At 44.5% G+C, this 13,735-nt stretch carries 16 protein-coding genes; 6 read left to right on the top strand and 10 right to left on the bottom strand.

All coding sequences use genetic code 11. The features are described from left to right. Position 1: 1 nt before the first annotated feature. On the bottom strand, positions 2–274 hold the full coding sequence (locus IPM44_01190) for an ArsR family transcriptional regulator (protein QQS27171.1): 273 nt from the start codon (positions 272–274) through the stop codon (positions 2–4). 155 nt (positions 275–429) lie between these two features. Between IPM44_01190 and IPM44_01185 the strand changes: the two genes are divergently transcribed. Then, complete coding sequence (locus tag IPM44_01185) at positions 430–1,680, top strand: hypothetical protein (GenBank protein QQS27170.1); 1,251 nt, start codon at positions 430–432, stop codon at positions 1,678–1,680. 24 nt (positions 1,681–1,704) lie between these two features. Here the strand turns inward: IPM44_01185 and secF are convergent, their stop codons facing one another. Both secF and secD read right to left on the bottom strand, forming a co-directional pair. Then, entirely contained in the window at positions 1,705–2,637 is a 933-nt protein-coding gene (gene secF / locus IPM44_01180) for a protein translocase subunit SecF (GenBank protein QQS27169.1), read from the bottom strand. Beyond that, positions 2,634–3,971 (bottom strand): protein translocase subunit SecD, encoded by a 1,338-nt coding sequence (gene secD / locus IPM44_01175; GenBank protein QQS27168.1) that lies wholly within the window; start codon positions 3,969–3,971, stop codon positions 2,634–2,636. Before secD ends, secF begins: the two co-directional genes overlap by 4 nt. Before the next feature lie 112 nt (positions 3,972–4,083). Between secD and priA the strand changes: the two genes are divergently transcribed. Genes priA through fmt form a run of 3 tightly spaced genes read left to right on the top strand, consistent with a single transcriptional unit; the run spans position 4,084 to position 7,531 of the window. Further along, entirely contained in the window at positions 4,084–6,027 is a 1,944-nt protein-coding gene (priA, locus tag IPM44_01170; GenBank protein ID QQS27167.1) for a primosomal protein N', read from the top strand. A 12-nt stretch (positions 6,028–6,039) separates the two neighbouring features. Further along, on the top strand, positions 6,040–6,609 hold the full coding sequence (gene def, locus IPM44_01165; protein QQS27166.1) for a peptide deformylase: 570 nt from the start codon (positions 6,040–6,042) through the stop codon (positions 6,607–6,609). Beyond that, entirely contained in the window at positions 6,584–7,531 is a 948-nt protein-coding gene (gene fmt / locus IPM44_01160) for a methionyl-tRNA formyltransferase (protein ID QQS27165.1), read from the top strand. Before def ends, fmt begins: the two co-directional genes overlap by 26 nt. Here the strand turns inward: fmt and IPM44_01155 are convergent. The 6 genes from IPM44_01155 to IPM44_01130 form a co-directional block, all read right to left on the bottom strand. Further along, on the bottom strand, positions 7,528–7,887 hold the full coding sequence (locus IPM44_01155; protein ID QQS27164.1) for a response regulator: 360 nt from the start codon (positions 7,885–7,887) through the stop codon (positions 7,528–7,530). The two genes, fmt and IPM44_01155, sit on opposite strands and share 4 nt — an antisense overlap. A gap of 37 nt (positions 7,888–7,924) precedes the next feature. Further along, the gene (locus tag IPM44_01150) at positions 7,925–8,194 is read right to left on the bottom strand and encodes a ribosome-binding factor A (GenBank protein QQS27163.1); all 270 of its coding nucleotides are present in this window, start codon (positions 8,192–8,194) and stop codon (positions 7,925–7,927) included. Between the two features lie 46 nt (positions 8,195–8,240). Further along, entirely contained in the window at positions 8,241–10,010 is a 1,770-nt protein-coding gene (locus IPM44_01145) for a translation initiation factor IF-2 (protein ID QQS27162.1), read from the bottom strand. Continuing rightward, complete coding sequence (locus IPM44_01140; GenBank protein ID QQS27161.1) at positions 10,007–10,258, bottom strand: DUF448 domain-containing protein; 252 nt, start codon at positions 10,256–10,258, stop codon at positions 10,007–10,009. Before IPM44_01140 ends, IPM44_01145 begins: the two co-directional genes overlap by 4 nt. Before the next feature lie 5 nt (positions 10,259–10,263). Beyond that, positions 10,264–11,391, bottom strand: coding sequence for a S1 RNA-binding domain-containing protein (locus tag IPM44_01135; protein QQS27160.1), 1,128 nt, complete (start codon positions 11,389–11,391; stop codon positions 10,264–10,266). Between the two features lie 142 nt (positions 11,392–11,533). Beyond that, the gene (locus IPM44_01130) at positions 11,534–11,962 is read right to left on the bottom strand and encodes a hypothetical protein (protein ID QQS27159.1); all 429 of its coding nucleotides are present in this window, start codon (positions 11,960–11,962) and stop codon (positions 11,534–11,536) included. 114 nt (positions 11,963–12,076) lie between these two features. Between IPM44_01130 and IPM44_01125 the strand changes: the two genes are divergently transcribed. Together IPM44_01125 and IPM44_01120 are read left to right on the top strand one after the other, a co-directional pair. Continuing rightward, positions 12,077–12,919: an ROK family protein gene (locus tag IPM44_01125; protein ID QQS27158.1), complete on the top strand. Its 843-nt coding sequence runs from the start codon at positions 12,077–12,079 to the stop codon at positions 12,917–12,919. Between the two features lie 19 nt (positions 12,920–12,938). Continuing rightward, positions 12,939–13,412: a hypothetical protein gene (locus IPM44_01120; GenBank protein ID QQS27157.1), complete on the top strand. Its 474-nt coding sequence runs from the start codon at positions 12,939–12,941 to the stop codon at positions 13,410–13,412. Positions 13,413–13,480: 68 nt separating this feature from the next. Here the strand turns inward: IPM44_01120 and IPM44_01115 are convergent, their stop codons facing one another. Beyond that, complete coding sequence (locus IPM44_01115; protein QQS27156.1) at positions 13,481–13,672, bottom strand: hypothetical protein; 192 nt, start codon at positions 13,670–13,672, stop codon at positions 13,481–13,483. Between the last annotated feature and the right edge of the window lie 63 nt (positions 13,673–13,735).

The raw sequence follows: 13,735 nt of genomic DNA, 5'->3' as shown, positions 1-13,735 counted from the left end.
ATTATTTGGTCTTCCTGGTTGTTTTTAGAACTATACTCTGTAATTCCTTATAAATCGAAAAGTCTTGATTAACCCAGTAAAGCTTTGTATTTCCCTGTTTAGCACTTGAAACATACTTAATACGATGTAGGCGCTCAAGCTCACGCGCAACATTACCCGGATCCTCACGTATCAGCTTTGCGAGCCCACGAACATGTACGCGATAATCCGGGTATTTAGAGAAAACAGTAATAATTTTACGTCGAGTTTTTGATGTAATGAAGTATTGAAGCATTGTTTTTCTAACGTTATATCTTTCTTTTATAAGATTATTTTTTCGATTGATTTGAATATCCTTCTATAGTTTAATTTGCAACAGTATTTTTTACAATAGCTTAAGCATAACTTTCTTTGGTACAATATAAACATTAAGAAGTAACTTCAATAATTATGAATTCAACCTGCCCACAATGCTTCTCTCAATTAGCCAACTCCGAGGTTGGTAACCTTTGTATTAGTTGCGGATATTTGCAGCGTCGACACCATAACCACACTCCTTCAGCCGATGAAGACCAAGGTAAATATGAAGAGTCGCTGTCGCCCGGTAATCTAGAGGCGCCGCGCGGCTTAGATAACCTGATTTCTCCAGATGATCCACCTAATACACCAACCCTAACAGACTCAGATATTGCCAATACCTCAGAAGAGGATACATCCTATAGTGAGCCGCCTCGTATAATTAATCATCATGCTTCATCGCAATACAAACGACGACTCGACCGCTATAGGAAAGCCCTAGAAACACCAGAGCTTGAATCAGCTATTGAGCCCGAGAGTAGCCTAGAGCAGCCTGATATACCAGTATCAACCGAGTCTACTGCCCCCACCTCCGAAGACTACCAATATTACCCATCCCCAGCACCAATCGACCAAACCACTGTAAAAGATCAAGTCACCGCAGAGAATCAAGATAATTTTGTCGAGGTTGATGAGCCACACAAGCCGAGTCCTTATATGCTCAATATGAGTGAGGTTGAGTCACCTAATAACTCTAGTAGTCCCGAATACCACTCTCCGCTCCACAACCCTCAACAAACAAACTCCAAGATAGAATATCACGACAAACCAGCCTCAAAAGAGTTAGATCAAGACTCAACAACCGCCATGGATCGAGCTGACGCCCTGCTGGCAGCCGCTTCTTCAAGTAAGCAGACCTCAAGCTCTCGTTCGAACTACCTGATTATCACCGTTACTATTATTCTACTACTTGGTGTAGGCACTTTCCTCATATTAAGTCTGGTGCAAAAACCCAAGCCAACATCACAAAGCCCGAGCGTATCTAGTCAGCCGGTGAGCCCTCAAAGCACTAGCCCGACACCCAGCAACCTAACAGAATCCGCTAAACATGATGCCGAGCGTAAGGACACTCTCAATACAATGGCCATAGCGCTAGCAGCCTATAAGAAAAATAATGGTAGCTACCCATCTGGTAACGATATTGAAACATTAAAAATCCTGACTAGCTCCAACCCTCCTTACTTACGTGAAGTAAAAAATGACCCCTTGAGTAATCCAGAATCAAATCTAATCATTAAGTACGGCTATAACTCAGATGGATCACAGTTTACTCTAACGGCTAGCCTGGAGAACAAGCAAGATTCAGATGCCGTAAATGGCCTCTACGTAGTAAAAAGCCCCTAAAACTTCATGAAAATATGATAGGAATTAAGCTTTCTTAAGCTTTGGCTTGGCTGGTGCTAGCTTCTTCTTGGCCTGGCGCTTTACCTTATAGTTATTCCAAACTACTAACATGGGTGCAGCATTTAGAATAGAGGAATAGGTTCCCAATAGTACTCCTAGTAAAAGGGCTAGAACAAATAGCCGAATGGTTTCACCGCCAAATATTAGTAGCGCCAATAATGTGAATAGCACCGTAATACTCGTCGATAGTGACCGTGCAACCGTCTCAACAATACTGTCATTTACTATAATCTCAAAAGAATGAGTGTAGCGTTTAAGATTTTCACGAATACGATCAAAAACAACAATCGTGTCATGCACCGAAAAACCAATTGTGGTTAGTACCGCTGTGATAAATAATGAATCAATCTCTACCTGGTAAAAATGCCCGAGAATAGCAAATATACCAAGCAGTGCAATTGTGTCATGCAAAAGTGCAATTACTGCTGTTATGCCAAAACTCCAGGGACTAACAGGCGGTGGTGTATTGCGGAAAGAGATTGCTAAAAAGACAACTATCGCCAATGCCGCCAAAGCTACAGATATAACTGCATTGCGGGTAATATCTCGACTAACGGCTGGCCCAACCGACTCATAGCTTACCTGTTCGGCACCGATACCAATCAGCGCCTGCTTAATCTCCTCATTACTGTCGGCTGAAGACTTACCTTCAGCATCACGGTAGCGCACCAAAATTGTCCCTGCGCCAGTCGTGGTGGTTGATATATCGCGCGCGCCAGCAGCTTCAAAAATTGGCTTAACTTTTTCAACATCAACAACTTTGCCAACTTCCATCACTTGTCCACCAGCAAAATCAATGCCTGGCTTAAGGCCCCACAGAGCAAGTGCGATAATCCCTGGTAAAATGATAATTATCGAAATTGCAAACCAGAGCTTACGTCGACCAACTATATTCATTTCGATATCTCCGCAGATTTCTGCTGTGGCAAAGGTAGCTTAACTCCGCTATATCGCTGTGGGTTTTGACCAAACTTAGTCCGTACAAATAGTCCTAATAAAGTCCGCGAAACTGAAATGGCTGTCAGCATCGAAATCACTACACCAACCGCAAGTGTAATTGCAAAACCTTTAATAATTGTAGCGCCAAAACTATACAGAATAAAACAGGTAATCAAAGTGGATGTATTGGAGTCGCGAATTGAGCTCCAGGCTCGAGCAAACCCAGTATCTAACGAGGCTTTAACCGACTTACCTGAGCGTAACTCTTCTTTCATACGTTCGAAAATCAAGATATTAGCATCTACCGCCATTCCTACAGATAGAACAAACCCAGCAATACCAGCAAGAGTTAAGACAATTGGCCAAGGTGTAATGCTGGAAATCTTAAATAGTGCAACGTTAAAAATTACGTACAATATCAGGGCTAATGAAGCCAGTACACCAGCCCAGCGATAGCTCATCACCATAAAAATTACTACCGCCAATATACCAATAGCACCAGCTATAATCGAGCGCGAAATTGATTCCGTACCTAAAGTTGCACCAATTGTACGCTGGCTTACTAACTCAACTGGCACTGGTAGCGCTCCGGCATTCAGCAGAACAGCTGTCTGCTGAGCAGTTTGAACACTTTCAAACCCTGTCATTTGTCCTTGTCCATCAAGAATTGGAGTGGAAACACCTCCATTAAACAGTACCTCATTGTCTAGCACAATAGCCAAACGAGCTCCCTCTGTTTCATTAATCTCACGTGTTAATTTAGCAAATTTATCGGTCGCTTCTCCACCTTGCATTCTAAAAGAGATAATCGGCTGACCGGTTTGGGGGTCAATTTGCGCAGTAGCACTTTCTAAATCTTTACCCGAAAGCTCTGTCGGCGTGGGAACTTCACTGTCTGGATTGACTTTATAAAAACTTAATGTAGCCGTCCGGCCAATCTGATCGGCCGCCGCCTTGGCATCGGTCACACCAGGTAGTTGTACAACTACCCGATTTTCACCAGATTGTTGAACGACCACCTCACTAGTACCAGCTGGATTAACTCGCTTCGTAATAACATTGATAACACCTTCCATTGCCTTGGTTCGATCGCCAGCTGGTGTATCTTTTAGCTGAGCCTCATAAGTTAGACTGGTACCACCAAGCAGGTCTAAACCTAGCTTGACTTGAGGATTACCAAAATTAATACCCACAGCACGCAGAACTCGATCCTCGCGAGGTAAAATAATAATCATCGCTATCACCACAGCAATAATCACCAAATATAATCGTCGTCGTAATTTTTTATCCATAACTTTCAGCATTGATAAGGCAGACACAAAAAGTGTAATGCGCTAACTCTACCTATCATACCTGGCGACCTTTAGCACTGCAACCAAGATAAGGGTGTACTATAGAAAGCATATGACTGAACATCCATACTATTATGAGATTGATGTGGTGACCTACGGGCAGCTCGACAATAAAACCTTTACCTATGCCCACCAATCGACCAAAACACTTCAGCCAGGTCAACTGGTCAATTTATCGTTTGGTCGACAAAAGAGCCTAGGCATAATTCTAGCCAAGACACAGCCTCCAAAATATTTACTGCCTAAAATTAAGTCAATTGACGGAGTCCTAGATGACATCATACTACCCCAACACATACTAGATATTGCCCAATGGTTGAAAACTTATTACGTCGCCACCAACTATGCCGTTTGGGGCGCAATTCTACCAAGCGGTCTCTTAGCTCGTCGTCGGCAAAATAATCTTAATACCCCGCCCAAACACACCTCAACGCCGCATCATATATCGTTATCACAGCAGCAAAACACCGTATTAAATGAAATACTTCAAGCCAATCAGCCAGTCCTCCTCAGTGGTGTGACTGGGTCAGGCAAAACTCATATCTATGAACAACTGATTCATCATTATTTGAGTCAAAATAAATCAGTCCTCTATCTTTCGCCTGAGATTTTTTTGACTCAACAGCTTGAAAAGCGACTCACCCAATCTTTTGCAGACAATATGGTTATTACCCATTCCGGCCTATCAGCAGTTCAGCGCCGTAATATCTGGCTGGACTGCCTAAAAAGTTTGGAGCCTAAACTATATCTAGGTCCTCGATCTAGTCTATTTTTACCGATTAATAATCTGGGGCTAATTATTATTGATGAAGCTCATGATACAAGCTATAAGCAGGAAAACCTACCACGCTACCAAGCTCGTGAAGTGGCCGCTAAACTGGCTAGACTAACTCATTCTAAGTTAGTCCTGGGTAGCGCCACACACAATATCGTGATGACCCACTTAAGCCAACTCGACCGACTAAAAGCTGTGGAGCTCACCGAGAGACACGCCGGGCGTTCACTACCTAGTATTGAAATTACCGACATGAAAGGGCTCTACGATCCGCTCTCACCAGCGCTCATCAAAGCCCTTCGACAACGCATGCGACGCGGTGAACAATCCCTCCTACTACACAATAAACGTGGCTCAGCCCGTCGCTTTAGCTGTGATGACTGCGGTAACACAATTAGCTGTCCACGTTGCGATACTAGCCTGGTCTTTCATGCCGACCAAGCCAGACTCATCTGCCATATCTGTAATTTTAACCAATTCCCACCCAGTATTTGCCCTACCTGTAAGGGCAGCAACCTACGCTTTCATGGCTTTGGTACCAAGCAACTCGTAGAGGAAGTAAAAAAATATTTCCCTCAAGCTACACTTGCACGCATCGATCGCGATCTATCTAGCCAAGTACCGCTCAAAGAGATCCTAACAGATGCCGAGCAAGGCAAAATTGATATTCTAATTGGCACACAAATGATTGCCAAGGGTCTGGATTTTCCACGCGTCACGCTGGTTGGGATTGTAGCAGGCGATGAATTGCTGTTTGGTGACGATTATCAAAGTCGCGAACGCGGTGTGGCTCTTATTATGCAAGCTGCTGGACGGGCGGGGCGGGGTGAGCTCTCGGGAGAGGTCATCATTCAAACCAAACAATCTGATAATCCACTGTGGGACCATATTCGGTCCCACAACTGGAGTGCCTTTACAGCCGAAGAACTAAAGCGACGACATAACTTTGGCTATCCACCGTATCAATATCTAGCACGGATTAATTTCTTCGGTAAATCACCAGAGATAGCTCAGTCTTTAGCCAAAGATTGGCTCAAAACAGCCTCTCTCCCACCAAATATTACTACCCTCGGGCCAGCCACCCCAAATCATGCCCGTACCAGTCAGGGTTATATCGCCCATATTATCTGTAAATCTAGTCACCGCACAAAACTCACTCAAATAGCGCATCTCCTGCCTCGAAATACATCCTACGATATTGACCCTATTTCGATTTTCTGATGTAATAATATAATGATTAGAAAACTTGTCACGATTCCCGACCAGCGATTGCGCCAAAAATCACTCCGTATCACGCGCGTCACTCCAAAGGTTGAGAAACTAGCTCAGGACATGATTGATACAACACTAGATTGGGATCATGACAGCGAATACGGGGCCGCCCTAGCAGCCATTCAAATTGGTGAAACTATAAAATTAACAGTTGTACGTAATAACTTTGAAGACGGCAAAGACCAGACTTTTCTAACTTTTATTAACCCCGAAATTGTCCAAAAAAGCCGAGATTTTGTCGTCGATGTTGAAGGCTGTCTCAGTGTGCCTGGCTACTATGCAAAGATTCCTCGGGCTAATAAAATAAAAGTAAAGGCCCTAACACTTGAAGGTGAAGAGGTACGCCTGACTCTGGAGGGTTTCCCAGCTCGAGTCTTTCAACACGAGATAGATCACATGCACGGCAAGCTCTTTATAGATATCATAAAAGATGCTTCTACCCTATTAAAGCTCGATGACGACGGACAGCTGATTAGCGTAGATGAAATTCCGCAGGAAATTATTGATGCTCAAAACCACCACCAACACTAAAACTCGAATAATATTCTTTGGCTCCGGTCAATCGAGCGCCCTTATCTTGCAAGACTTACTGCAAAAAAAAGACATCACCGTAGTTGGCGTAGTATCGCAATCAAGCAAAATGCATGCACACACCCATCAGCGCACCACTCCAGTGGCCCAGCTCGCTCAAGCAGCTAAAATACCCTTCTTCACTCCTACAAAACTTACAGAAATCACCAAACAGATTCGACAACTCCAGCCTGATGTTGGCGTACTATTTGCCTATGGTAAAATTCTACCGTTAGAAACCCTGGACACTTTTCCGCACGGCATTATTAATATTCACCCCTCGCTCCTGCCCCTGCACCGTGGACCATCCCCCTTAGAGAGCACCATCCTTGCCGGCGACACAACCGTCGGCACCAGTATTATGCTCATCACGCCAGAAATGGATGCTGGACCAATTTTAGCTCAAGATAGCTTTACCGTACCAGCAAATATCCAAAAATTAGAGCTTTGGGAAAAGCTTCTAAAAGCTAGTCGAAACCTCCTCGTGCCAACCCTACGCGCATACTTAAGTCACACTATCACCCCCACCCCACAAGACTTGAGCCAAAAACCTAGCTACTCCAAACTTATTAAAAAACAAGATGGTGATATCTCCCCCAAAACTATGACTGCCGTTCAGCTAGAAAGATTGGTTCGTGCTTACTCTGGTTGGCCAGGAGTTCGCATACCAATATTACTACGTAATAAACCACAAACACTCTCTTTGCATCAGGTAAAAATACACGACACTTCCACTGGCAAAATAGAGCTGTATTGCCAAAATAAACACTTACTACTGCAATTCTCGGAGGGCCGTATCGAAATACTACAGGCTCAACTACCAGGGAAAAGGGTAGTTACTGGTCGCGACCTATGCAATGTCGGTGAAATTCGCTTAGCTTAAAGATATTTTTCAATCTTCTCTAGCACCTGCGACGGAGTGAGATCACTTTTAATGATGTAGTCTACCACGCCATACTTTGTGGCAACTTCTCTAGTTTCAGAGCTCATCACATTTGAGAGAATAATTACTGGCACCTTAGAGCCACTCTTATGTAATTCCTCCAGCACTTCTATACCGCTCATTTTTGGCATCATAATATCTAGAAGAATAAGATCTGGCTTCTGTGCCTGATAGACTTCTAGTGCTGCTGGCCCATCAGCCGCTTCTAGCACCTCAATAGATTCAGACTTGCCTAGCTTCATCAAATACATCTTACGGATGAAATCATTATCCTCAACCAACAATACTCGCTTCATATGCCTATCTTAGTCCTCCCTCACCAAGTCGTCAAACCTATTTATCTTCTTTTAGGAGCTTATCAATATATTCAGCGTAATCAACACTATCATCATTTAAAAGAATTAACCGAGGTGTAAATTTGGTTTGTGAGCTAGAACGAATGGCACCTCGAAGGCGATGCTCTATCGTTGCTTTTGCGCGATCATCAAGATTTTTCCAGCCCTGCACCCAAACTCGTAAAGTTTTAAGGTCGTCTGTGGCTTTCACGCGAGTAATAGTGACTCGTGCCCCTTGATGCAATACCTCTGTTAGAGTCAGTGCCATGTGTCGATGCAGCTCGCGCCCAACTTGATCGGCGCGTCTCGACACCTTAAAGACTCCGCTCGCGTACTTCGCGACGAATAAACACAAACTCATCCCCTACTTCAGGCGCTATTTCAACTCGTTCAACAGACATCCCGCACTCTTCATCGGCAAGAACGGTCTGCGCTGGCTGCATCTGCTTCTGAAGCTCAACTAGCTTAGTAGTGCCCAATAGCTCACCCTCTCGCATGATTTGAATTGATGCGCCAGCCTCAGCCTGACCCTGAATAACCTTACCACCACAAATAACATGGTCTTTGGTAGTTTTAAATACAGCCAACAGCTTAAGTCGGCCAACTTCTGTCTCTATTATTTCAGGCTCCAGTAACGCCGTTAGCCACTCCCGCACATCATCCAGCAGGTCATAGATAACCTGATAAAGCTGAAAAGTAACACCCGATCGCTTAGCTAGTTGATTAACAGCACCCGAAATCGTCGTATGAAAACCTAATATAATTGCCCCTGTGGCAGTAGCAGTATGAATATCACCTTCGGTAATCGCCCCTACGCCACTGGCGGCAATCTTCACCTGCACTTCTTCATTACCAATCAAATGCAGAGCCTGAGTAATTGACTCCAACGAACCTTGGGCATCGGCTTTTATAATAATAGTTAACTCTTTTACAGCACCACGACTCACAGCCCGAGCCAAATCTGAAGCATTGACCGATTTTGGCTTAGCAACACTTTTTATACTACTTTTACGCGCCTGCTTAATCTGCCAATCCTTAGCCACTTTCTCGTTTTCAACAACCTCAAACCAGTCACCAAAGGCAGGCACAGCCTTGAAGCCAGTCACCACAACCGGAGTAGATGGAGTTGCCTGTTTTATCGGCTTACCTGCATAATTATCAAGCGACCGCACCTTACCATACGTACTACCAGCCACAACATAGTCTCCGGGTTTAAGTGTACCCTGCTCAATCAGGAGAGTTACCGTAGCGCCACGACCAGTTTCCATATGACTTTCAATAATAACTCCGCGGGCTGGCCCATCATATGTAGCCTCAGGCTTATGAATATCACTGACTAGTAAAATCATATCAAGTAATGCCTCTAAACCTGTTTTAGCCTTCGCCGACACCTCAACACACGGTGTATCACCACCCCAATCATCAGGGATTAACTGTATTTCGGATAGCTGTTGCTTAATTCGTGCAACATCAGCATCGGCCTTATCAACTTTATTAATCGCAACCACAATACCCACCCCAGCCTCTTGAGCCAACCTGACAGCTTCCTGAGTCTGTGGCTTTACGCCATCATCGGCAGCAATTACAATCACCACCACATCGGTGGCCCGCACGCCATGAGCTCGAATGGCTGAAAATGCCTCATGCCCAGGCGTATCTAAAAAAGTCAGTGTTCGATCTTTGCGGTGTACTTGATAGGCGCCAATATGCTGAGTAATACCGCCAGCTTCCCGTGTAGCAGTTTCAGTATCGCGAATTGCATCAAGCACGCTGGTTTTACCATGATCCACATGCCCCATAACTGCCACCACCGGCGGACGAGACTTCTTCTTGCCGACAGGCTCATCACTACGGACTGGACGCTCGTCAACTGTAGTCTCCAGCTCAACTGCTACATCAAACTCCTCCGATATAATGCTTGCTGTGTCAAAATCAATTGACTCATTAATAGTAGCCATCACCCCATTACGCATCAGCTCACCAATTACTTTTGTAGCAGGAACTTCCAGACGAGAAGCTAAATCATGTACAGCAATAGTTTTAGGAATACTTATCTTGCGTAATTCAACTGGATTTTCTGTCATGTAGTTTTCTCCTGTTTGGGTTTGCGGTGGCGGCGTGATAAAGCCACCCGAGCACCAACTTCGTGCATTTTTCTCGAACAAGCTGGCTTCTTACAACTATACCATCCTCGCCCTGACTCTATCTGTTTTAAGTCAAGCACCAGCTCCGACCCACGCAACACCCAGCGCTCTAATTGATTCTTTGGGAAACGCCCTCGACACATCCGACACGTTCGCTCGGGTAATGTGTTGCCTTTGGGTCGCCCCATGTCGCTTAATCCTCCTGCTTTTTGTCGGCCTTAGCTGGCTTCAAAGAAAGTGATAACTTATGCTGAGCTGGATCAATTGCAATCACACGGAATGTTTTCTTTTCGCCAACCTTCACTAGGTCATTTGGGTCAGCAACATGATCTTCCGAAAGCTCTGAGATATGCACCAAAGCCTCAATGACAGGAGTAATTTGGACAAAAGCACCAAACGGGGTAATGCGATTAATCGTACCATCTACCGACTCGCCAACCGAGAAACGACTGCTCTCTTCAATCCACGGATCGGCACTGAGTTGCTTCATAGAAAGCGAAAGCTTGTCTTGATCAATTGCGATCACCTTTGCCTTTACAGTCTCACCAACCTTCACATATTTGCTTGGGTTATCCACTCGATCCCAGGCAATTTCAGAAATATGCACCATACCTTCCACGCCATCAACATTTACAAAAACGCCAAAATCCACAATACCAGTTACAATACCATCAACTTCACTATTCACTTCAATATCAGCTAGTTTACCTTCAGTCATTTCACGACGAGCAGCCTTTTCTGACACAATCAACTTATTCTGCTTCCGGTCAAGATCTAAGACGCGCACCATAAGGGTTTGCCCAACTAAATGATTAAGCCGTTGTAAAATTTCATCTTTATCAGCACCAGAAACTCGTGGATAATTTTCTGCCGATAGCTGACTAACTGGTAAAAATCCGCGGATTCCATCAACCTCAATCAACATACCGCCCCGATTCGCATCAAATGGCACAACTCCAAAAGTCTCACCACTCTTAATGCGCTCTTCTAGAGTTTCCCAACCTTTTTCTTTTGCTACCTTGCGTAAACTGAGCACAACATAACCTTCATCTGTTTCCGGATCCAAAACAGAGGCTGAAATTGTATCGCCAGGCTGGAGCGCTCGTACTGCCGACTCAGTCTCTCGACCCAACACCACACCAGTCCCCGATGCACCAAGATCAAGCCATATTTCGTGCTTTTCTACGCTCAGTACTGTACCTTCCAAAATATCCCCAACACCTGGGGCCTTAACCTCTACTTCAGCCATTAGCTGATCCATTGAGAGTGTTTTTGTCATATTATTACTATTCCTACCTTTCTTATGGAGAGATGTCCGCATTTGACTACGCTAAGCTTAAAAAATAACAGATTTTTTAACACCACATCTAGATTTGGGTTAAAAATCTGCAACTAAACAAGTACGAAGTCAATCGCAAATCAGGTTAGATTATACCGCTATACCTGATAAAAGTAAAGTCTAACTAAAATTTTAGTGTATCGGTAAGCTTACGCAAGCTCAGGCGATGAGCGTATACTAGAATTCCTAAGACTATTGCAGGTAAGACCAGTAAATAACCTGGCCCAGTAGCAGGAGTTTTGCCGTTTGGTGGGGCAACCTGAGCAGTTGTGGATGGAGCTGGACTGCCAGGCTTAGTTGAAGCCGATGGAGCTGGGCTAGCAGGAGTAGTGCTAGGAGTTGGGGTTGTCGAGCTAGCTGAAGGGGTGGGGCTAGTTGATTCGGAGCTGGCGGCCTGCTGTTCCTGCTCTGTCTTGCCCCGCTCCTGCGCTTGCCTCTGTGAATTACCATAAGCAAAAGTAGCCGCGACAATTAAAATAATCACCGCTACAGCTAAAATAATTTTTACGACTGAGTTTTTGAGTAACACGCCTTTAATAACCTCATCGAGCAATAAGCCCTTATATACTTCTATAAAGATAGATTTTAAAACTGATAACTGAGAAGTGCAAGCTTAAGCAGTTTTGCTCAAACTAACTACACTCGGTATGATGGAGTTATGGAACGCATGAAAAAAGAAGTTATCGCAATCGATATTGGTGGTACAAAAGTACGCATCGGTTGCATTAATGGCTATGGAAAAATTTCTCAGTTTATAGATTTTCCTACTCCTGCCAGTGAAACCGCTATGATAAAACAGACAATTTCTACCATCCAGACTCTTACTGGCCCGGCTGAACCACTAGCAATTGGTATTGCCGCCCCGGCAAAAGTTGATCGCAAACACGGCACTATCGGACCCTGTACCCACATCCCAACCTGGAAAAAACTCCCCATTGTAGCCAAATTACACCAAGAATTTAATACCCCAATCATACTTGAAAATGATGCTACATTGGGAGGTGTTTGCGAAGCCATGATAGGTAGCGGACAGAAATATCGCTATATTCTCTACGTGACCATTTCTACTGGCATCGGCTCAGCGCTCATCCTAGATGGTAAGCCACTCCCCGGACCATATAACCCTCAAGGTGGCCAAATGATCCTCGTTGATCACGTTCGCAACCCTCTCTACGGTAGTTTTGAGTACCTAGCTAGTGGCAAGGCTATTGTGCGAGAATATGGCAAAATTGCAGCCGATATTAGATCTAAGAAAGCCTGGCATGAAATCACCCGACCACTAGCCCAAGGCCTACATAACCTTATTGTTGCCACAAATCCTGAAATTGTCGTATTGGGTGGTGGAGTTTCTAAACATCATAAAAAGTTTTTACCCCCACTCACTAAACATCTCGCAGAATTAGCCTATTCTCCAAAATTCCCACTTCCACCAATTAAGCCCGCCAAACATATTGAAACCGCTCCCCTCATCGGAGCTGGTCTACTAGCTCACGCCATCCACCAACACTAAAAAATGCTATGATATGCCTATGGGGGTGAAGCTACATACGGTCAGCCAGCAAATTATGCAGGATTTCTCATCGTATCATTTTATAGAAGATAGTGACTTCTATTTTGATTCTGCTAGTGAATGTATATATTTTGACTCAACTTGCCTGGATACCAATCGAGGTATCATCAGCCTATTACATGAAATTTCTCATGCTGAACTAGCCCACTTTGATTTTCGTACCGACTTTGAACTATTCGCTATGGAATCTCAGGCTTGGATGAAAACCCGCAACTTAGCTCATCACTATAATATTGCTTGTTCTGATCATTTTATTCAGAGTTGTCTGGCCAGCTACGGACACTGGGTGGAAGAGCGCAGTACTTGCCCTGCCTGTACAAATTTTTCTCTCCAAGAAGATAAATCTACTTATCGCTGTTTTGTCTGCCAAACTCGCTGGCACATCGCAGAAGGTACTGAGCCACGCATTCGCCACATAAAACTCACCGATTAACACAATAGTCCCCGTAAAAAATACGGGGACTATTGTGTTGTGAGGTTATACTCCTAAGTTAGTAAGCTCTAAGCCTGCTTTTTCTTACGAGCCTGCCCACCCTTACGACCTGCTTCACGAGCAAGTTCTGGGTTAGCGGCAAAACCACCACCTGTGCTTTTCTTACCACCGAGTGCACCGATACGGACGTAAAACGTCTTACCGTAGCGCTTGCGGTTAGTATCAGCAGCCTTACGGCCACCAGCAACTGTTCCTGGCATAGCGTTCTCCTTGATAATTACTTTCAAGTGAGTAGCTAGCGCTCGAGCTGACCCTCCACAGTC

Source organism: bacterium (assembly GCA_016700035.1).
Classification (GTDB): domain Bacteria; phylum Patescibacteriota; class Saccharimonadia; order CAILAD01.
This window is presented reverse-complemented; position numbering and strand designations above follow the sequence as displayed.

What these genes read in the sequence shown, in the direction of transcription:
- IPM44_01125 (QQS27158.1), top strand. Translation starts at nt 12,077, where the DNA reads ATGAAAAAAGAAGTTATCGCAATCGATATTGGTGGTACAAAAGTACGC.
- secD (QQS27168.1), bottom strand. Translation starts at nt 3,971, where the DNA reads ATGGATAAAAAATTACGACGACGATTATATTTGGTGATTATTGCTGTG.
- IPM44_01135 (QQS27160.1), bottom strand. Translation starts at nt 11,391, where the DNA reads ATGCGGACATCTCTCCATAAGAAAGGTAGGAATAGTAATAATATGACA.
- IPM44_01150 (QQS27163.1), bottom strand. Translation starts at nt 8,194, where the DNA reads ATGGCACTGACTCTAACAGAGGTATTGCATCAAGGGGCACGAGTCACT.
- secF (QQS27169.1), bottom strand. Translation starts at nt 2,637, where the DNA reads ATGAATATAGTTGGTCGACGTAAGCTCTGGTTTGCAATTTCGATAATT.
- IPM44_01120 (QQS27157.1), top strand. Translation starts at nt 12,939, where the DNA reads ATGGGGGTGAAGCTACATACGGTCAGCCAGCAAATTATGCAGGATTTC.
- def (QQS27166.1), top strand. Translation starts at nt 6,040, where the DNA reads ATGATTAGAAAACTTGTCACGATTCCCGACCAGCGATTGCGCCAAAAA.
- IPM44_01190 (QQS27171.1), bottom strand. Translation starts at nt 274, where the DNA reads ATGCTTCAATACTTCATTACATCAAAAACTCGACGTAAAATTATTACT.
- priA (QQS27167.1), top strand. Translation starts at nt 4,084, where the DNA reads ATGACTGAACATCCATACTATTATGAGATTGATGTGGTGACCTACGGG.
- IPM44_01115 (QQS27156.1), bottom strand. Translation starts at nt 13,672, where the DNA reads ATGCCAGGAACAGTTGCTGGTGGCCGTAAGGCTGCTGATACTAACCGC.
- IPM44_01155 (QQS27164.1), bottom strand. Translation starts at nt 7,887, where the DNA reads ATGAAGCGAGTATTGTTGGTTGAGGATAATGATTTCATCCGTAAGATG.
- IPM44_01185 (QQS27170.1), top strand. Translation starts at nt 430, where the DNA reads ATGAATTCAACCTGCCCACAATGCTTCTCTCAATTAGCCAACTCCGAG.
- IPM44_01140 (QQS27161.1), bottom strand. Translation starts at nt 10,258, where the DNA reads ATGGGGCGACCCAAAGGCAACACATTACCCGAGCGAACGTGTCGGATG.
- IPM44_01145 (QQS27162.1), bottom strand. Translation starts at nt 10,010, where the DNA reads ATGACAGAAAATCCAGTTGAATTACGCAAGATAAGTATTCCTAAAACT.
- fmt (QQS27165.1), top strand. Translation starts at nt 6,584, where the DNA reads ATGCTCAAAACCACCACCAACACTAAAACTCGAATAATATTCTTTGGC.